The sequence below is a fragment of the Ruegeria sp. CJ9 genome (assembly GCF_056536625.1).
Genome location: NZ_JBQFPY010000017.1, coordinates 1 through 17,967 on the forward strand (window position 1 = coordinate 1; position 17,967 = coordinate 17,967).

Annotated in this window: 16 protein-coding genes and 3 pseudogenes; 10 read left to right on the plus strand and 9 right to left on the minus strand. The window is 55.5% G+C overall.

The annotated features are described in order from the left end of the window. Positions 1 to 323 precede the first annotated feature (323 nt). Positions 324 to 989 carry a sugar transferase gene (locus ACR0AJ_RS20660; RefSeq protein WP_170352088.1) on the minus strand — a complete coding sequence of 222 codons (666 nt, stop codon included), beginning with the start codon at positions 987 to 989 and terminating at the stop codon, positions 324 to 326. 1,089 nt (positions 990 to 2,078) lie between these two features. Here ACR0AJ_RS20660 and ACR0AJ_RS20665 point away from each other — a divergent pair. The 9 genes and pseudogenes from ACR0AJ_RS20665 to ACR0AJ_RS20705 all read left to right on the plus strand — a co-directional run. Further along, the gene (locus tag ACR0AJ_RS20665) at positions 2,079 to 3,161 is read left to right on the plus strand and encodes an MHYT domain-containing protein (protein WP_480664433.1); all 1,083 of its coding nucleotides are present in this window, start codon (positions 2,079 to 2,081) and stop codon (positions 3,159 to 3,161) included. A gap of 140 nt (positions 3,162 to 3,301) precedes the next feature. Further along, positions 3,302 to 4,135 (plus strand): FAD binding domain-containing protein, encoded by an 834-nt coding sequence (locus ACR0AJ_RS20670; RefSeq protein ID WP_480741819.1) that lies wholly within the window; start codon positions 3,302 to 3,304, stop codon positions 4,133 to 4,135. A 14-nt stretch (positions 4,136 to 4,149) separates the two neighbouring features. Further along, positions 4,150 to 4,644, plus strand: coding sequence for a (2Fe-2S)-binding protein (locus ACR0AJ_RS20675; RefSeq protein WP_480741821.1), 495 nt, complete (start codon positions 4,150 to 4,152; stop codon positions 4,642 to 4,644). Continuing rightward, positions 4,641 to 7,058 carry an aerobic carbon-monoxide dehydrogenase large subunit gene (locus ACR0AJ_RS20680; RefSeq protein WP_170352090.1) on the plus strand — a complete coding sequence of 806 codons (2,418 nt, stop codon included), beginning with the start codon at positions 4,641 to 4,643 and terminating at the stop codon, positions 7,056 to 7,058. Before ACR0AJ_RS20675 ends, ACR0AJ_RS20680 begins: the two co-directional genes overlap by 4 nt. Before the next feature lie 53 nt (positions 7,059 to 7,111). Beyond that, the gene (locus ACR0AJ_RS20685) at positions 7,112 to 7,978 is read left to right on the plus strand and encodes an AAA family ATPase (RefSeq protein ID WP_170551244.1); all 867 of its coding nucleotides are present in this window, start codon (positions 7,112 to 7,114) and stop codon (positions 7,976 to 7,978) included. Beyond that, complete coding sequence (locus tag ACR0AJ_RS20690; RefSeq protein WP_170352092.1) at positions 7,978 to 9,165, plus strand: vWA domain-containing protein; 1,188 nt, start codon at positions 7,978 to 7,980, stop codon at positions 9,163 to 9,165. Before ACR0AJ_RS20685 ends, ACR0AJ_RS20690 begins: the two co-directional genes overlap by 1 nt. Positions 9,166 to 9,177: 12 nt before the next feature. Beyond that, positions 9,178 to 9,990: an XdhC family protein gene (locus tag ACR0AJ_RS20695; RefSeq protein WP_170352093.1), complete on the plus strand. Its 813-nt coding sequence runs from the start codon at positions 9,178 to 9,180 to the stop codon at positions 9,988 to 9,990. Positions 9,991 to 10,096: 106 nt separating this feature from the next. Further along, positions 10,097 to 10,549 (plus strand): SRPBCC family protein, encoded by a 453-nt coding sequence (locus ACR0AJ_RS20700; protein ID WP_170352094.1) that lies wholly within the window; start codon positions 10,097 to 10,099, stop codon positions 10,547 to 10,549. A 100-nt stretch (positions 10,550 to 10,649) separates the two neighbouring features. Continuing rightward, positions 10,650 to 10,754, plus strand: a pseudogene (locus ACR0AJ_RS20705) (IS5/IS1182 family transposase); the annotation flags it as partial. Positions 10,755 to 10,970: 216 nt separating this feature from the next. On the opposite strand, the gene ACR0AJ_RS20710 reads toward ACR0AJ_RS20705, so the two are convergent. From ACR0AJ_RS20710 to ACR0AJ_RS20740, 7 genes and pseudogenes are all read right to left on the minus strand, one after another. Continuing rightward, the gene (locus ACR0AJ_RS20710) at positions 10,971 to 11,765 is read right to left on the minus strand and encodes a metallophosphoesterase (RefSeq protein ID WP_170352095.1); all 795 of its coding nucleotides are present in this window, start codon (positions 11,763 to 11,765) and stop codon (positions 10,971 to 10,973) included. A 2-nt stretch (positions 11,766 to 11,767) separates the two neighbouring features. Beyond that, entirely contained in the window at positions 11,768 to 12,577 is an 810-nt protein-coding gene (locus tag ACR0AJ_RS20715; RefSeq protein ID WP_170352096.1) for a carbohydrate ABC transporter permease, read from the minus strand. Next, entirely contained in the window at positions 12,574 to 13,467 is an 894-nt protein-coding gene (locus ACR0AJ_RS20720) for a carbohydrate ABC transporter permease (RefSeq protein ID WP_480741824.1), read from the minus strand. Before ACR0AJ_RS20720 ends, ACR0AJ_RS20715 begins: the two co-directional genes overlap by 4 nt. A 59-nt stretch (positions 13,468 to 13,526) precedes the next feature. Next, positions 13,527 to 14,783 carry an ABC transporter substrate-binding protein gene (locus ACR0AJ_RS20725; RefSeq protein ID WP_170352097.1) on the minus strand — a complete coding sequence of 419 codons (1,257 nt, stop codon included), beginning with the start codon at positions 14,781 to 14,783 and terminating at the stop codon, positions 13,527 to 13,529. A gap of 56 nt (positions 14,784 to 14,839) precedes the next feature. After that, positions 14,840 to 15,856 carry an ABC transporter ATP-binding protein gene (locus ACR0AJ_RS20730; RefSeq protein WP_170352098.1) on the minus strand — a complete coding sequence of 339 codons (1,017 nt, stop codon included), beginning with the start codon at positions 15,854 to 15,856 and terminating at the stop codon, positions 14,840 to 14,842. 2 nt (positions 15,857 to 15,858) lie between these two features. After that, complete coding sequence (locus ACR0AJ_RS20735; protein ID WP_438826491.1) at positions 15,859 to 16,458, minus strand: DeoR/GlpR family DNA-binding transcription regulator; 600 nt, start codon at positions 16,456 to 16,458, stop codon at positions 15,859 to 15,861. Next, positions 16,459 to 16,689 (minus strand): annotated as a pseudogene (locus ACR0AJ_RS20740) (DeoR family transcriptional regulator); the annotation flags it as partial. Between the two features lie 214 nt (positions 16,690 to 16,903). Between ACR0AJ_RS20740 and ACR0AJ_RS20745 the strand changes: the two are divergent. After that, a complete protein-coding gene (locus ACR0AJ_RS20745) occupies positions 16,904 to 17,788 on the plus strand; it encodes an HAD-IIA family hydrolase (RefSeq protein WP_170352100.1) in 885 nt (294 codons plus the stop codon). A gap of 81 nt (positions 17,789 to 17,869) precedes the next feature. Here ACR0AJ_RS20745 and ACR0AJ_RS20750 read toward each other — a convergent pair. Then, positions 17,870 to 17,967: pseudogene (locus ACR0AJ_RS20750) on the minus strand (IS5/IS1182 family transposase); the annotation flags it as partial.

Below are 17,967 nucleotides of genomic sequence, written 5' to 3' on the forward strand. Positions count from 1 at the left end.
GTCAATCTATCGCTTTTTCGATCGGCGCCTCACTAACAACTTTCAAAACAAACGTCCCGAAACAATCCGCCAAAAAAAATATCCACAAAACACCTTGTGGCAATTCTGCAAGTAGACAGTTTGATACCCATTTTTTGGGCATTTTTAAAACATCCTAAAGTAGAGTCATGCCCAAGCCATCTCCCCTTCGAAAAAGGGTAGAAGGCCATAGTTTCCTGACTTTCTTTAAGCTTGATCAGCTTGCCTGATCTGCGGCAGGCGTCTCAGATTTTGATCGCTGGAAAAATACGGATCTTCCGAAAGCCTCTACCGACGGAGATTGCTCAAGCTCCGCTTCGGCGTAGCATGATCGAAATGGTGCGCCACACGATCCAAGCTTCCATGATAAGCCCGGTATTTGCGATGTAGTACAGATCTGCCTCTACTTTTCGGCGTGTCGCATCTGTACCTTCGATATACCCAAGTTCAACCTGCGCCCAGCCACTGATTCCGGGGCGCACAAGGTGACGCGCCTGGTATCCGGGTATAAGCGACATATATTCTCGGGCATGCTCGATGTAATCCGGTCGAGGGCCTATCAAGCTCATTTCACCTTTGAAAACATTAATGATTTGCGGTAATTCATCAATGCGGGACTTGCGCAAGAAGCGACCAAGCTGGGTAATTCTGTCCTCTTCCAACGGGCAATCAGCACCCCGTTCAATTTTCTTGGTCGGGCGCATGCTGCGAAACTTGTATGCTGTGAATGGTTCGCAGTTTTTCCCCATACGCACCTGAGAATAAAATAGAGGCCCCTTGTTCCAAATTGGGTTCAAGACGAGCAGGACGATTCCAAAAAACACCGCGAGAGGCAACAGAACAAATACGCTCAGGACAAGATCAAACGCACGTTTTGCCAAGGCAAAAAAGACACTTGGTGCAGAGGCTGGAGCCCGCGCAAAGGCGGTGGATTCCCCGAGATCGTGCTCGGGTAAATTAAAATCAAACATAACTGCTCAAGAGCCTTAAGCTAATTATTTTTATACTCGTTTTAAGGGAGCACTTCTTTTTTTAACCGTTTATCAACCACTTCAGGAGAGTGTCAATATATTTGAGTTAAATTTGCCTCAAGCCTTAAATGAATCGGATTCTAAGGCGTCTGGTTCACCGTCTTACCGGACCACTTTAGATCTGTTTGAAGGGTCCTAAGCATGTTGGAGAGGGCCCGAAGGAGCCCAGTCTAGCGAACCCATCTACGCGCGGTGTTCCTTACGTGTAATTGTCGGCGTCGAACAGCGATGCAAGGTGTCGGATTCAATTGCCAAGCCAAGGAATAGGGCAGGGGTAATCAACCCAATCGCCGCGCTCTTCAATATAACGCAGTCGAGCATTACAGCCCTATTGGTCATCGCGTTATTTTTCACTCATAAAGCTCTCCCGGACGTGACGAGCCATAACCCGATGTTCACTTGGATTGCAAAAGATCACCTTATTCGATAAGGGGGCGCTTTCGGGATTGATCCAAGAAATCCTCGCAAACCGCGCTAAACTCCTCAAGGGGCCAGTTGAGGCACGGGCTGGGATCTGGACAACAAGGCACGTGGGACGGGCCGCAAGGCGATTTAATGATCCGAAGATGGACAGTGTATTCGCGAAGTGTTCAAACGCGTTCTCGCCTATTTGGTCACGTAGCTTTTGGGCTAACTGGATCTTTGCTCCGGTCTGGCGCGAACTTAAAATCGTGATCGCCCGGATAGGTCGGTAGCAGTAGGAGGCAGGCAAAATATCTGCAGCGGCGAAGCTTGCCTGGACGCAACTTGAATGGAATGTACCGTAATCGCCACCTTTCATGTCTAGAACTGCAACCACATTAACTATGAGCGATCCCTCTTCAGCCAGGACACTTTCGTGCAGACACGTTCCACCGCTGCTGCCGAATGGCGCGAACTCGGTGCCGGACACAGGACAGCTTTGCTAGCCTCACTGAGACTGATTCGAATTCCTCTGCGCGTGCTACTGCAGTCCGATCAGAGTAGATTGTGCCGGGAATTTCAGTTTGCTAACGTCAGACACGCGCTGGGGAGGGCGTGTACACCTATATGCTGGACTATTCGCACAACGCCTGGCTTGTCGCGGCTTCTTTGGCCGTTGCGCTGATGGCCGGATTTACCGGCCTTTATCTGACGCATGGCGCGTCCCGGCTGGATAGCCAGCGCCGCAAGCTTGTCGTTGCTCTGGCTGCGGTCATTCTGGGCGGCGGTATCTGGTCGATGCATTTCGTTGCCATGCTGGGCCTGCAACTGCCGATACTGTTTTACTACGACGCTCTGATCACTCTGATCTCTGCGCTTGTAGCGATCCTGATGGTCGGGCTGGCGCTGCTGTTGCTGCATTTCCGTCCGCGTACGCCTCAGACGATGATCGGATCGGGGGTGATCGTGGGGCTGGGCATCGTGGTGATGCACTACATTGGCATGGCGGGAATGCAGCTATGCCGCCCCGTATACAATGTTCTGGACGTAGCTCTGGCGACGTTGGCCTCGGTGATCCTATCGGTCGCGGCTATTTGGGTTGCTTATGGCAACCGCACGCAACGCAATATTCTGCTGGGCACAGTTTGCTTTGGGTTGGCCGTTTTTACTATGCACTTTGTGGCGACCGGTCTGACCGATTTTGTGGCAAGTGACGCTGCCGGCGGTGCGGGGCCCGCGCTGGACAATCAGGTTCTGGCGATGGGCGTCACCGTTTCTGTTTTCCTGATCTGCGGAGCTTTTCTGCTGACCGGGATCTCGTTCATCGAACCGAAGGAAAAGCTGGCGCCCGAACGCACGCCGGAACCCGCAACCTTGCGCGCCGGTGTTCCGTTCGAGCGTGAAGGCCAGACATATTTCACGGAACCCGCCAGCGTTGCCGCCATCCGGGCCGAGGGGCATTATACTGTTCTCTATATGGGTGTTGAAAAACTATTCTGTCCATGGTCGATCACCGAGGCCGAAAACCGCCTGAAACCAGACGGGTTTTTGCGCGCCCATCGCAGCTATCTGGTGAACCCCAAACACGTCTCTAGCTTTGAACGTCACAAGGACAACGGCACCTGTTATTTTGACGGGGTCGACGCGTTGACCAAAGTGCCGGTCAGCCGGTCCCGCCTGACGGACATTCGCGAGGCTCTAGGCCTCTGATCGCAGTTCATGCAGCCTATTCGCATTTCGTGAAACAAGCTGCGCGACCTGTTTCCGATCGCTGGAAGCATTAAGTCACACGTTCTTTCCTACCTCGCAGGTTCCCCAAGGCACACCGCTCGGACCCAGGGAGGAAAAACATGATACCAGCCGGTTTTGAGTATCACCGGCCAGGCGACATCGCCACGGCCATCGGCATTCTACAGGAACACGGAGATGAGGCGCGCGTCATTGCGGGCGGGCACAGCCTGATCCCGATGATGAAGCTGCGCATGGCCGAGATGGGCCATCTGGTTGATCTGCAAGCCATTGATGAGCTGAAGGGCATCGAGGTCGGTTCTGATACCGTCACACTTGGCGCGATGGTAACTCAACATGAGTTGATAACCCATGATGGTCTGGCTTCGGCCGTTCCATTGATCCGCGAGGCGGCTTTGCAGATCGCGGACCCTCAAGTGCGCTATGTTGGCACTGTTGGCGGGAACGTCGCCAATGGCGACCCGGGCAACGACATGCCGGGCCTGATGCAATGCCTGAACGCCACGTTTGAACTATCGGGACCTGACGGCACCCGCAGTGTGGCAGCACGGGATTTCTATGAGGCCGCGTACTTTACTGCACGCGAGGATGAGGAAATCCTGACCCGGATTTCGATCCCCGTGCCAGGCTCCGGGGTGGGTCAGGCGTACGAGAAGCAGAAACGTAAGATCGGCGATTACGCGACGGCCGCAGCGGCAGTGATGGTTGGCAACGGACAGGCCTCGGTCGCGATGACCAACCTTGCGGACACGCCCATCTGGTCCGAAAGCGCAAGCAATGCGCTGGCCGACGGAGACGTCAGCGGCTGCGTCGCCGCAATGCTCGACGCAATTGACCCGGTGGCTGACAACCGCGGTCCCATCGAATTCAAGAAACACGTGGCCGCCGTGATGCTGCGCCGCGCCATCGACCGTGCGCAAAGCCGCGCGAGTTGAGGGGAGGAACAACCATGTCAAAAATGCACGTAAAACTAACAGTGAACGGCAAACAGGTCGAAGGTCTGGCCGAGCCGCGCACGCTGCTGATCCACTTCCTGCGGGAAGATCTGAAAATCACCGGTCCGCATATTGGATGCGAAACCAGCCATTGTGGGGCCTGCACCGTGGATATTGATGGCAAGTCCGTCAAGTCCTGTACAACCTTTGTGGCGCAGGTGAACGGGGCCGATATCACAACCGTCGAAGGGCTGGCCAATGACGATGGTAGCCTTGGCGTTTTGCAAGAGATGTTTCGCGAACATCACGGGCTGCAGTGCGGCTTCTGCACGCCGGGCATGATCACCCGCGCGCATCGTCTGCTGCAGGAAAACCCGAACCCAACCGAGGAAGAAATCCGCTTTGGTATGGCTGGCAACCTGTGCCGATGCACCGGATACCAGAACATCGTCAAGGCGATCTCGGCCTCAGCTGACATGCTGAACGCTCAGAAGGAGGCCGCGGAATGAACGATCAAACCATGACCCCCGAAGAACGCGCCGCCAATCTCAAAGGGATGGGTAGCTCGCGCAAACGCGTCGAGGATGTGCGCTTTACCCAAGGCAAGGGCAACTACGTCGATGACATCAAGCTGGACGGGATGCTGTTTGGCGCGTTTGTCCGCTCGCCCTATGCTCATGCCCGCGTTGTCAGTGTGAACAAAGAGGCCGCGTTGGCCGTGCCCGGCGTTGTTGCTGTGTTGACAGCCGAGGATCTGGCTCCGCTGGGTTTGCATTGGATGCCGACGCTGGCAGGTGACAAGCAAATGGTGCTGGCCGATGGCAAGGTTCTGTTCCAGGGCCAAGAAGTCGCCTATGTCGTTGCTGAAAATCGATACATCGCAGCGGATGCGGCAGAACTGGTCGAGGTTGACTTCGAAGAACTGCCCGTTCTGACCGACCCGTTCGAGGCGCTGAAATCGGACGTTGTACTGCGTGAAGACCTTGCGGGTCAGACCGAGGGCGCCCATGGCCCGCGCAAGCATCACAACCACATTTTCACTTGGGAACAGGGCGACAAAGATGCGACGGAAGCCGTGCTGGGTGAGGCGGATGTCGTGGCCGAAGAGATGGTCTATTACCACCGGACCCACCCATGTCCGCTGGAGACCTGTGGCTGTGTGGCTTCGATGGATAAGGTAACCGGTAAGCTTACGCTTTATGGTACATTCCAGGCCCCGCACGCGATCCGAACCGTAGTGTCGCTGATCTCTGGTCTCGCCGAGCACAATATCCGGGTGATCAGCCCTGATATCGGTGGCGGCTTCGGTAACAAAGTTGGTGCTTATGCGGGCTATGTCTGCTCGGTTGTAGCCTCTATTGTCACCGGTCAACCGGTGAAATGGGTCGAGAATCGGATGGAAAACCTTATGTCTACCGCCTTTGCCCGCGACTACTGGATGCAGGGCAAGATCTCTGCGACCAAGGATGGCAAGATCACTGGTCTCTGGTGCCATACCACAGCAGATCATGGTGGATTTGACGCCTGTGCCGACCCAACGAAGTTCCCGGCCGGGTTCATGAACATTTGCACCGGGTCATATGACATCCCCACCGCTTATCTGGCTGTGGATGGGGTTTACACCAACAAGGCACCGGGCGGTGTCGCCTATCGTTGCTCGTTCAGGGTGACCGAGGCTGCGTATTTCATTGAGCGGATGATCGAGGTTCTGGCCATCAAGCTGAACATGGACGCGGCCGAGTTACGCCGGATCAACTTTATCCGCAAGGATCAGTTCCCATATCAGTCCGCGCTGGGATGGGAATATGACTCGGGTGACTATCACACCGCTTGGGACAAAGCGCTGAAGGCCGTGGACTATGATGGTCTGCGGGCGGAGCAGGCGCAACGGATCGAGGACTTCAAAGCCGGAAAGACCCGCAAACTGCTGGGCATCGGTCTGACGCATTTCACCGAAATCGTCGGGGCTGGACCAGTCAAGAACTGCGATATCCTTGGGTTGGGAATGTTCGACTCATGCGAAATCCGGATTCACCCAACCGGTTCCGCCATCGCACGGCTGGGGACGATCAGCCAAGGTCAGGGCCATGCTACGACTTTTGCTCAGATCATCGCCAGCGAGATCGGCCTGCCTGCCGATGACATCACGCTGGAAGAAGGCGACACTGATACCGCGCCTTATGGGCTTGGTACCTATGGGTCTCGGTCGACACCCGTGGCCGGCGCGGCAACGGCGATGGCCGCCCGCAAAATCCGCGCCAAGGCGCAGATGATCGCAGCCTACTTGCTGGAAGTGCATGACGACGACGTTGAGTGGGACGTGGATCGGTTCTCAGTCAAAGGTGCGCCTGAGCGGTTCAAGACGATGAAAGAAATCGCCTTTGCCGCATATAATCAGGCCATTCCGGGGCTGGAACCCGGTCTGGAGGCCGTAAGCTACTATGACCCGCCGAATATGACCTACCCGTTCGGGGCCTATATCTGCGTCATGGAGATCGACGTCGATACCGGCGAATGGGAGGTCCGGCAGTTCTATGCGCTGGATGATTGCGGGACCCGGATCAATCCCATGATCATCGAAGGTCAGGTCCATGGCGGCGTGACCGAGGCGTTGGCCATCGCTATGGGTCAGGAAATCGCCTATGATGAGATGGGCAACGTCAAGACCGGTACGTTGATGGACTTCTTCTTGCCCACCGCGTGGGAGACGCCCAACTACACCACTGATCACACGGTGACGCCATCTCCGCATCACCCGATCGGTGCCAAGGGCGTGGGCGAGAGCCCGAATGTCGGCGGTGTGCCTGCGTTCTCGAACGCGGTGCATGATGCTTTCCGCCCATTTGGCCTTGTTCAAAGCCACATGCCGCATGATCACTGGCGCATCTGGAAGATCGCCAATGGTCTTGGAATGCACGGCTAACAGGAAAGGCCGTCGCGTCGAAACTTGGTGCGGCGGCAATCCGGGAGAATGGCATGAGCTTGCAGGACATACAGCAAGGCCTCGCCGAGGTGGGCTATGTTGCCGACGACCGATTGGCTATGGCGTTGCATCTGGCGCAGACGCTTGGGCGTCCACTGCTGCTGGAAGGCCCGGCTGGGGTCGGTAAAACCGAGGTCGCCAAGGCGTTGGCAGCACAGCGCGCCGCGCGGTTGATCCGGTTGCAGTGCTATGAAGGGCTCGATGCCAGCCATGCGATTTATGAGTGGAACTACCAGCGCCAGTTGCTGGCTATTCGCGCAAGCGAGGCACAGGGTGGCACCAGCGAAGCGCAGTTGTTCAACGATGATTATCTGCTAAAGCGACCCTTGCTGGAAGCAATCAGCGAAGAAGAACCACCTGTTCTGCTGATTGATGAAATCGACAGGGCGGATGAGGAGTTTGAGGCCTATCTGCTCGAAATTTTGTCGGACTTTCAGATCACGATCCCTGAACTCGGCACCATCAAGGCGCGTTCGCGGCCCATCGTGATTCTGACGGCGAATGGCACTCGGGACTTGTCGGACGCGCTGCGGCGTCGGTGCCTGTATAGTTTCCTCGACTACCCATCGCGTGAAACGGAAATGGCGATCCTGAAAGCTCGCATGCCCGCAGTCGAAGGGCTGTTGGCGCGCCAGATTATTAGCGTTGTGCAGGCGCTGCGCAAAGAGGACTTGGAAAAGACCCCCGGCATCGCCGAGATGCTGGACTGGGCGGCCGCTCTTTCAGGGCTGGGCGTCAACGACATGGCGCAGTCCCGCAAAGACGTTCAGGCAACCCTTGTTTGTCTTTTGAAAACTGCAGCCGACTATGACGCAGCTCCGCCTGAAGTGATGGATCGCCTGATCGGAAAGGTGGCGTGATGCAGGTCACCCGCTTCCCCTCTCGCGCATCTGGTCTGTCGGATCGCATGTCCGGCTTCATCGAACATTTGCGTATGAACGGGATGCGAGTTGGTCCGGCTGAAACGGGGGACGCTTTGGGTGCGCTGGCGGCGGTTGAGGCGACGGATGTCAGACAGGCCCAGCAGGCACTTTGCGCGTTGCTGGCTGGCGACGTCGACGATTGGCGGCGGTTCGATGATTTGTTCGAAGCCTATTGGTTCAACACTGGCAAGCAACGCACGGGAACCGCCCAAACCGCGCATGTGCGGGTTCAATCTGCAAAGCCGATGATCTGGCAGCAAGAGAGCCAGGATAGTCAGGAATCCGAGACTGGCACGGATCAGGCCGCCGCACCTGATACCGGCGATGGGGAGGCCGTGGGGAGAGACGGGAAGCTAATCGCAACCCGTACGGCCAACCTGTCGCGCCGGGATTTGCGCGAACTGATGGATGAAGACGCCCTGAGGCAGGCGGAACAGGTCGCGACCGCCATCGCACGCGCCATCCGCGACCGCCGCTCGCGTAGGCGAAAGCAAGCTCTGCGGGGCTCTGCTTTGGACATGCGCCGGATTCAACGCGCCAGCCTTGCACGAGGAGGAGAGCCGATGGATCTGTATCGCCGCGCTCGCCCATCACGCCCAATGAGGATTGTGGCCTTGTGTGACGTCAGCGGTTCCATGGCTGTCTATTCGCGGGTCTTTTTGGCCTTTTTGAAAGGATTGATCGGTAGTGGAGCTGAGGCAGACGCCTATTTGTTCCACACGCGTTTGATGCGTGTGACTGATGCACTGCGCGATCACGACACACTGCGCGCGGCTGGACGGCTATCACTCATGGCCGAAGGGTTCGGCGGTGGTACCGACATCTCGGGAAGCCTTGAGAAGTTTCTGAACGGATACGGTGCCCGGGCATTGAACGGGCGGACGATCGTTTTGATCCTCTCGGACGGCTATTGCAGCTCGTCACCTGAAGCCTTGGGAGAAGCGCTGGCTCAGGTTCGACGCAAGGCGCGGCGGATCGTCTGGCTGAACCCTCTTAAAGGATGGAAAGACTATCAGCCCATTGCTGCTGCCATGCAGGCTGCGGAGCCGTATCTGGATGCGCACTTACCGGCCAACACGCTCGACGCGCTGTCGGCGTTGGAACCCGAATTCCGAAAACTGTGAAAGGACACGGCTATGGCAGGTTTCGACATTTTCGACACGATTGAGGAGTTGCGTCAAAAGGGTGACGCCTTTTGCGTGGCAACTGTCCTTCGAACTGCCGACGCAACCTCGGCCAAGGCAGGTGGCAAGGCCGTGATTACGCGGGACGGGTGTATTTTTGGGCACCTGGGTGGAGCGTGCGTGCAGCGCGTCGTACGCGCATCGGCGCAGGAGGCACTTGCAGTTGGAATTCCGAAAATGATCCGCGTGAAACCTTCGGAAAAGGTAGTGGCGATGACAGATCCGGATGGTGTTGAGACCTTCAAAAGCGGTTGTCCTTCGGGCGGAACTGTCGACTTGTTGATCGAGCCGTATCAGCACACTCCGCGCCTGATCATATTTGGAGACTCTCCGATTGCACATGCGCTTGCCGCTCACGCGGCGCTGTCCGGGTTGCGTGTTTGCTTGCCTGAAGGTTCAGAAAGCTCGGTGGAATTCATCGGGTTTGATCCGAATGACCTAAGCGCATTGGGGGTTGAACCACGCGATTTCGCGGTGGTAGCCTCACAGGGGAAGGGCGATGGTGCAGCGCTGAAATCTGCGCTTGAATCACCAGCACGACGCGTTTCGATGGTCGCGAGCCACCGAAAGGCCAAGGTGTTGTGCGAGAGGTTGCAAGTGCAGGGAATGACCGTCGAGCAGACCAGTCGACTCAAGTCACCGGCCGGTCTGGATATCCATGCAATCGACCCGCACGAAATCGCCCTTTCGATCCTCGCCGAGATCATCCTCTGGCGGAATTCAGACAATTCCAAGGAGACATCGCATGATGAAAAAATGGCGTAAATGGTTGCAGTCCTTTCGGACTGTGAAGCCGGAACAGACCCCGGAAGAGGCGACCGAGACCGCACTTCGCGTTTTCCCAAGATGCTGTTGAGTAAAGGACTCTCAAATGGAACTAAATGACGAAATCCGAATCTCTGCTCCGCGTGACGTCGTGTACCGAGCGCTAAATGATCCGGATGTGTTGCGTGAGTGCATTCCCGGTTGTGAGGAATTGATCCAGCATTCTCCCGAGCATTTGGAGGCCAAAGTTGTGCTCAAAATCGGCCCCGTCAAGGCTCGGTTCAGCGGCGAAGTGACGTTGGACAACTCCAATGCTCCGGATGAGTTTTCCCTGACCGGTGAAGGAAAAGGTGGCGCTGCGGGCTTTGCCAAAGGGGGTGCGGATGTCAATCTTAGCACGGAGGGCGAGGAAACGGTTTTATCCTATACTGCCAAGGTCACAATCGGCGGAAAAATAGCGCAATTGGGCAGCCGGTTGATTGCAGGTACTGCAAAAAAACTTTCAGCCAAGTTTTTTGACAGGTTTGGGGAAATCGTCACCGAGCAAAACGTCGGTTAGGGTCAGGACTTCGGTAACGAGGTCTTCCCAATCAAGCGGTTTTGCGCAAAATTATTGATCCGCTGAAGCGGTGTTTTCAGGTCTTTACCTGTCCGACCTGCTATGGGAGTCGATCATGGATACTTTGAACCAAAGCAAAGCCGTTCCTCACAATCTGCAAATGATCGACAGCACCGTGATCCGCGCCCATCATCCACTTCCCGGCAGGGCATTGCGGTAACAATGTCCCGAGAGGGAGGCAGCGGGTGCCAAGCCATGGCCGCGATGATAAGTTACACCTTGGCACGCACTTTTTGTTGATCAGGCGCTGGCTGCATTGTTCGCACTGCGTGAAGGTGCACAATTACGAAAAATGCAGTTGCAGCGAATATCAGCAATGCGGACAAACTTGCCGTTCGTTTCCTGAGCCACGAAGTCCGCTTTAGAATGAAAACGGTCCCTCGGCAGTGTCTAGCGAAACAGCGCTCCATGTACCGCTCTTTCCGGTCTCGAGAACTGCGCAACCCGTAGGTCCAGAAAAAAACCCAACCGGAGCCACCGCGCGTCGGTCCAGTGCAAAACCGCTGCAAAGGCCCGGCGCTGTAATGGCAACGTGACCGCCAACGCGGCCAATGTGAACGCCGTGGACGTGCCCAGCCAACACCGTGATCTCTCCGGAGTGCACTGCAAGAATTTCTGCCAGATCGGAATGGTTTTCCAATCCGATAACATTCATGAAATCAATTCCGGTGCTAAATGGCGGGTGATGCAACATAACGACAACCGGCCCGTCAGACCCAGAAAGCTCCCGCTCCAAAAAATTAAGACTTTCCACGCGCAGCCTGCCACCGCCCTGTCCTTCAACCAGCGTGTCAAGCCCGATAACACGGGTATCGCCCACTGTGTCCGCCCAATCAATAAGCCCGTCCACCGGCATGATGTCCAAACCTGAAAATGCCTTTTGCATTGGCTTGCGCGCATCATGATTTCCAGGAACAACATAAATCGGCAGGTCAAACCGCTCCAGTTGTGCGCGCGCGAAATCGTAACTGTCCGGGCTGCCATCTTCGCTAACGTCACCAGTGACTAGAACCGCGTCGAGCGGGCCAAGAGCTTCGCCTCTTTCGATCAATCGGTCGATGACCCCAATCAGGATCGCGCGGGTATCAAGCACGCCTGAACACAAATCGCCGCGCGATACCGCGTGCAAGTCACTTAGATGAAGAAATGTCGCCATGACTATTTGATCCCCGCGCGCAGGAAGGCCTGAACGAATTGACGCTGGAACACGAGGAACGCGATCAACAAGGGCGCAACGGACATCATCGTTGCCGCCGAAATGACGCTTATATCCACACCATTTTCCGGTGCGCCGAAGATCGACAGGCCAACCGTCAGCGGTCGTGTGTCGGGCGAGTTGGTCACGATGAGCGGCCAGAGGAAGTTGTTCCAGTGGGTCGATACCGACACCAACGCATAAGCAAGATATGTCGGGCGTGCCAAGGGCACGTAGACTCGCCAAAGAATTCCGAACCAGCCGCAGCCTTCGACGCGCGCTGCCTCATGCAGTTCTATAGGAACGCCCTTAAACGCCTGCCGCATTAGGAAAATGCCAAAGGCAGAGGCCATATAGGGCATTCCGACGCCAAGAATCGTGTCAAACAATCCGAGGCGTGAAACCATTGCATAGTTTTCCACGATCAACACTTCGGGCAGGATGAAAAGTTGCATCAGCACTAGGATGAACACGAAATCCCGACCCGGAAACTGGACCTGGGCGAAGGCAAATCCTGCCAGCGTCGTGACGAAGAACTGACCAATAAGGATCACCGTCACTAAAAGGAAGGTGTTGAGGAAATAGCGTAGCCACGGCGCCCCCTCCCAAGCGGTGCGGAAATTGTCGAGCGTCCATGGCGACGTGATGTTAAAGTTGACCGCGTCAGAGGTGCTGTGGAAAGCCGCCCAAAAGGCAAAGACCAGCGGGGAAATCCAGATCACGGCCAACAACAATGCGCCAAAGGATTCGATATGTCTGGAAAATCCGCTCACTGGTAATGGGTCCGCTTGTCGAGAATGGTGAACTTGACGCCGGCAACTACGCCAAGCACGACAAGCACCAGGATGGTCATTGCCGCTGCGTGGGGCGCATCAAAGAAGGCAAAGGCCATTTCCCAGATGTAATAAAGGATAAGCTTGGAGGCGTCGTTGGGCCCGCCCTTGGTGAGGATGAACAAATGATCGATCAACTTCACAGAGTTGATCAACGCATTGACCATGATAAATAGCGTCGTCGGCATCAACAACGGCAGCACAATCCTGCGCGTATAGGTCCAGCGGCTGGCGCCTTCAATGTCGGCAGCTTCCTTGAGGTCCTCGGGGATCGTCTGCAAGGCCGCCAGATAGAAGACCATGAAAAACCCAGCCTCTTTCCAGATCGTCACGATAATTACAGCCCACAGGGCAGTTTCAGGCTGCCCCAGCCAGTTGATTGAGGGAAGGCCAAACAGACCGCCGATCTGGTCGAGCACACCCAATCCGGGAGTATAAAAAAACAGCCAAAGGTTAGCCGCTGCGATCATTGGCAAGACCGTGGGCGTGAAATAGGCGGTGCGTACAAACCCGCGCGCCGGGATCTTGGAGTTCGCCCAAAGCGCCATCGAAAGCGCAATTGCAATAGAAATAGGGATGGTCGCGCCCGCATAGATCAAGTTGTTCACGACAACTTTCCAAAAGGTTGGATCGGCAAACAGGTCGGCATAGTTCTCGCCGCCGACAAATTCGCGGGGGCGTCTTCTGGTTTCTCGGCTGAACAAGCTCGACCACAAGGTCGCAAGCGAAGGATAAAACGCAAAGGTCGTCAGCAGAATTGCCGCTGGAGACAACAGGATCCAACCGTAGATGGCCTGTCGACGACGCTCGATATTCACATGCTCTGCCATATAGCGACCCTCAAGGTTAGGTGCGTCGGGCATCTCTGCCCGACGCCAGGGAGTTGAGGTTACTGGTAATCACGCAGCAGGCGCACAGCCGATGTCTGGGCTTCTCCTAACGCGTCTTCAGCCGATTTTGCGCCGGTCAAAGCCGCCTGAATTGCGTTATTCAAACCCTCACGCACGCGTGCGGTTTCAAAGGTCGAGAACTCGGCAACCGCATTTTCCAGCTGGTTTCGGGCAACGAGAGCGGGTGGGAACTCTTCTGTATAGGATTTCAGCGCCTCGGTTTCATACGCCGCCGGAGACACGCCCATATAGCCGGTCGCGATGGACCACGCTGCCGCTTGCTCGGGTGAGGTCATGAATTCGATCAGCTTCATGGCCGCCGCGCGCTCTTCGTCTGATGTTTCCTTGAAAACATAGAAGTTGCCGCCGCCGGTAGGCGAACCCAGCCGCACATTGGCCGGAAGCTCGGCGACGCCAAAGTCAAAACTGGCGTTGTTCTTCACAGCCGTAAGGTTGCCGGTCGAATGCCACATCATCGAGGTCTGACCTTCGAGGAACGCCTGCCGCAGGGTACCCCATTCAACGGTGCCAGTGGGCATGATGCCATGCTCCTGCGACAGCGACTGCCAGAATTCCAACGTATCGACAACGGTTTCGTCATCGAAATAGGTGGTCAGGCCGTCATCGGACATCACCTCCTTGCCGTTCTGGATCGCCAACGCCTGGAACATCCAATAGGGATAGCCTGTCGATGGGATCATCAGGCCATAGGTGTCGTCGTTGGTCAGTGCCTTGCCCATGCTGATCAGCTCGTCCCAGGTCTTGGGCGGTGCCTCAGGGTCAAGACCTGCCGCACGAAACTGGTCCTTGTTGTAATAGGCAACGATAGTTGAACGCTGGAACGGAATGCCCCAAGTTTTGCCCTCGATCCGGCCATTGGCCATCAACGCCGGATAAAAGCTGTCTAGCCAGTCCGGGTTAACCCCGTCGATATCTTCGTAGGCCACGATCAGATCCTGCTCGATCAGATCATAGGCATCGATTGAGAACATCACAGCCAGCTGAGCCGGTTCACCCGATGCAAGTGCGGACAAGGCACGCACACGCGTGTCGTCATAGTTGCCTGAATAGATCGCGTTGACCTTGATGTCAGGGTTGGCAGCTTCAAAATCGGCAACGATGCCATCTACTACCTCGGTCAGCGCGCCGCCAACCGCGATAGGATAATACATGGTTAGTTCCGTCTCTGCCGCCGCGGCTGAAGCCAGCGCGGTGGCCGAGACGGCAGCCAAACTTATCTTTCTAATAACGTTCATTTTTTCCTCCCAGTGATGACAGTTATTCTTGTCTTTCCAAAGTTCAGTTGCTTGACCTACCCGGCCAGTCGCTTGCCCATGTCGTCAAAAAAATGCAGGTCTTCATCGGAAAAGCTGATCTCCAGATCTTCTCCTGCCGGAATATGTTTCAGTCCGGGCATGGACACGGTCAGACCATTGGCAGCAGGATGTGACAGGCCAATGAATGTTTCGGAACCCAGGAATTCGCACTCCGATACTTTACAAGTCAGCCTGCCCTTGCCCGATTCCACCACCTTCACCGCCTCGGCGCGAAGGCCAATTGTCGTTGCGCGCTCAAATCCCGGCACGCCTTCAGACTTGATCAGCGCCATTGGCGGGGCACCGACAAACTCGGCGACAAAGGTGTTAGCAGGCTTGTAGTAAAGCTCTTCCGGTGAACCTGTCTGCTGGATATGGCCGTCTTTCATCAGCACGACCATGTCGGCCATGCTCATCGCTTCGGTTTGGTCATGCGTGACGTAAACCACGGTGATGCCCAAATCGACCTGAAGTTTTTTGATGTCCTTGCGCACCGAGGCGCGCAGCTTGGCATCAAGGTTCGAAAGCGGCTCATCCATCAGGCACAGCGGCTGGTTTGCCACGATCGCACGTGCGAGCGCCACACGCTGGCGCTGACCCCCCGACAATTCCCCCGGCTTACGCTGCTCATAGCCAAGCAAGCCAGTGATCTCGAGTGCCCGGGTCAGTTTCTCGCGCCGTTCCGCCGCGCCGACTTTTCGCACCTTGAGGCCAAAGACAACGTTTTCCGCAACACTCAGATGCGGGAACAAAGCATAAGACTGGAACACCATCGACAGATTGCGTTCTGCAGGGGCAGAAGTTGTGATGTCGCGCCCGTCAATGACGATCCGCCCCTCATCCGGCAATTCCAGTCCGGACAGCAATCTCAGCGTCGTTGATTTGCCACAGCCCGAAGGCCCAAGCAGCGCTACGAACGAACCACGCGGGATTGAAAGATTAATATTCTCGACGCCAAGCTGCCCATTCCAGCGCTTAGCAATATTGTCAACGTGAACAAACGGTTCTGCCATATTCAGCGCTCTCCTTGTGAGTAAGAAATGGCTTCGCCCAAACTGTCTGCGAGATCGGAAAATTCAGGAGCCGGACGACGGTCGCATGCGATCACGTCGACATCCGAGATGTTGCCGCCCAATGCCGGCGCAATGCGACCAAATTTACTACTGTCAATTACGAGAATCGATTTGGCTGCGTGCTGCTGCATTTTCATTCTTACCCGAACCTCAGCCGGATGAAATTCTAACAACCCACCATCATGCGCCACACCGGCAACGCCAAATATTGCGAACTCGGCGCGAAACCTGTCAAAGAAATCGGTTGCTTCTTCGCCTATAAAATCACGATCGGGCAGGCGCAGCTCGCCTCCTGGCAAAAGGATACGGTTTGAGATTTCATTACTCAGCGCCATCGCGGCACTCAGGTTGTTCGTGATGACCGTTAACTCCTGGTGGCCGGACAGTGCCTTGGCCACTTCGAGCGGGGTCGATCCGATCGATAGGAACACATTTGCTCCGTTTGGGATCATGCTCGCAACAAGTTCGGAAACCGACCGTTTGCCACGTAAGTTCGTTCCGGCTCTCTGATCAAACGGTGTATTCAAACGGCTTTCAGCCAACTCGATCCGCCCGTGCGCGCGTCGCAGGTTTGCACCGTCGCACAAAATGTCCAGATCACGGCGGATGGTTTGCGTCGAGACCCCTAGCATTTCCGCTAAGGCCCCCACACTGACACCGCCACGCTCTTGCACGACCTGCTGGATTAAATCCCTCCGTCTGATCTTTTTTGACGCCATATATCCCCCTTCAAGTTGCCAAAACCATACCACCAAAAAACAACAAAACAACATTTTTTAGTCAAAGCCACATAAAACCTTAAAGGGCGCCTTGGCTGCAATCTTCGAAAAAGTTATATCAATCAGTATTTTTCGCATGAAATCTCGAAACTCCTTGGCAATGATTTCTCAAAATGTTGTTTTTTCTTCCATTTATTTTTGTTGATGTTACATTCCGGATTGCGTCAAACCTGTCGGGGGCGCCCATCAAAAAAGGACATTTGGACACATGCTTGACGCCAACTCGATATTTTCGCGTTATCAGTCCATACGTCCCAGGCTTCCAAAAGCAACATTCACTGCAGCCACTCTGGATATCGAGTCACTTCTGGATATTGGCAACGAAGTAGACGCCTTTGTTTTTGATGCTTTTGGCGTTCTAAATGTTGGGGAAACTCCGATTCCCGGCGCGGCAGCTCGTTTGAAAGAGCTCAGGAAGGGCGGACACCAGATTCGCATTCTTTCTAATGCTGCCAGCTATAATCACCAGGGCGCGACTGCAAAATTTCAGAAGCTCGGAATGCAGGTTGATGCAGATGAGATTGTAACCAGCCGAGACGCAGCCTTGGCAAACTTGAACGACGGTCTGTGGGGCTGCATCGCCTCGCCGTCTGACGACCTGACGGACATCTTATCCGAGACGATCAGGCTTGAGGCAGACCAGGCAGACTTTGACCGGGCTGACGGTTTCTTGTTTCTCTCGACCGAAATCTGGCGACAATCTCAACAATCCATGCTTTGCGACAGCTTGTTGGCCAACCCGCGCCCAGTGGTGATCGCAAATGCTGATCTGGCAGCGCCACGAGACTTCGGGTTCTCACTGGAGCCCGGTCACTACGGGCATTTGCTTGCAGATGAGGGCCTTCAAGACATCAGGTTCTTTGGCAAGCCATTTCCGGAAGTATTTGAAATGGTCGAAGCCACACTTCCAGGAGTTCCGCCCGAACGCATCGCGATGTGCGGTGACACTCTTCATACCGATATCCTTGGTGCAGCGGCACGGGGTTGGAGTACAGTCCTAGTCGCGCAAGACGGAGTGTTTTCGGGGCTGGATACTCGCACTTTTTGCGAGCAATCCAGCTTGACACCGAGCTGGCGCCTACTTCGCATATAGAAAACATCGTGATGCTCCCACTTTTGGAGAAGTATCAGACCGAAGGTTAGCCTTGGTTCGAACGTTGACTAGGGTCAGGACTCATAGCCAATAGATAACGAGTGCTGCGAGGACGATTGCTGACAGGAAGACCTTCGGGCACCTGTCGTAGCGGGTTGCCACACGCCGCCAATCCTTCA

Coding starts and splice junctions, on each gene's coding strand:
- ACR0AJ_RS20660 (WP_170352088.1), bottom strand. CDS start 989: ATGTTTGATTTTAATTTACCCGAGCACGATCTCGGGGAATCCACCGCC.
- ACR0AJ_RS20665 (WP_480664433.1), top strand. CDS start 2,079: ATGCTGGACTATTCGCACAACGCCTGGCTTGTCGCGGCTTCTTTGGCC.
- ACR0AJ_RS20670 (WP_480741819.1), top strand. CDS start 3,302: ATGATACCAGCCGGTTTTGAGTATCACCGGCCAGGCGACATCGCCACG.
- ACR0AJ_RS20675 (WP_480741821.1), top strand. CDS start 4,150: ATGTCAAAAATGCACGTAAAACTAACAGTGAACGGCAAACAGGTCGAA.
- ACR0AJ_RS20680 (WP_170352090.1), top strand. CDS start 4,641: ATGAACGATCAAACCATGACCCCCGAAGAACGCGCCGCCAATCTCAAA.
- ACR0AJ_RS20685 (WP_170551244.1), top strand. CDS start 7,112: ATGAGCTTGCAGGACATACAGCAAGGCCTCGCCGAGGTGGGCTATGTT.
- ACR0AJ_RS20690 (WP_170352092.1), top strand. CDS start 7,978: ATGCAGGTCACCCGCTTCCCCTCTCGCGCATCTGGTCTGTCGGATCGC.
- ACR0AJ_RS20695 (WP_170352093.1), top strand. CDS start 9,178: ATGGCAGGTTTCGACATTTTCGACACGATTGAGGAGTTGCGTCAAAAG.
- ACR0AJ_RS20700 (WP_170352094.1), top strand. CDS start 10,097: ATGGAACTAAATGACGAAATCCGAATCTCTGCTCCGCGTGACGTCGTG.
- ACR0AJ_RS20710 (WP_170352095.1), bottom strand. CDS start 11,765: ATGGCGACATTTCTTCATCTAAGTGACTTGCACGCGGTATCGCGCGGC.
- ACR0AJ_RS20720 (WP_480741824.1), bottom strand. CDS start 13,467: ATGGCAGAGCATGTGAATATCGAGCGTCGTCGACAGGCCATCTACGGT.
- ACR0AJ_RS20725 (WP_170352097.1), bottom strand. CDS start 14,783: ATGAACGTTATTAGAAAGATAAGTTTGGCTGCCGTCTCGGCCACCGCG.
- ACR0AJ_RS20730 (WP_170352098.1), bottom strand. CDS start 15,856: ATGGCAGAACCGTTTGTTCACGTTGACAATATTGCTAAGCGCTGGAAT.
- ACR0AJ_RS20745 (WP_170352100.1), top strand. CDS start 16,904: ATGCTTGACGCCAACTCGATATTTTCGCGTTATCAGTCCATACGTCCC.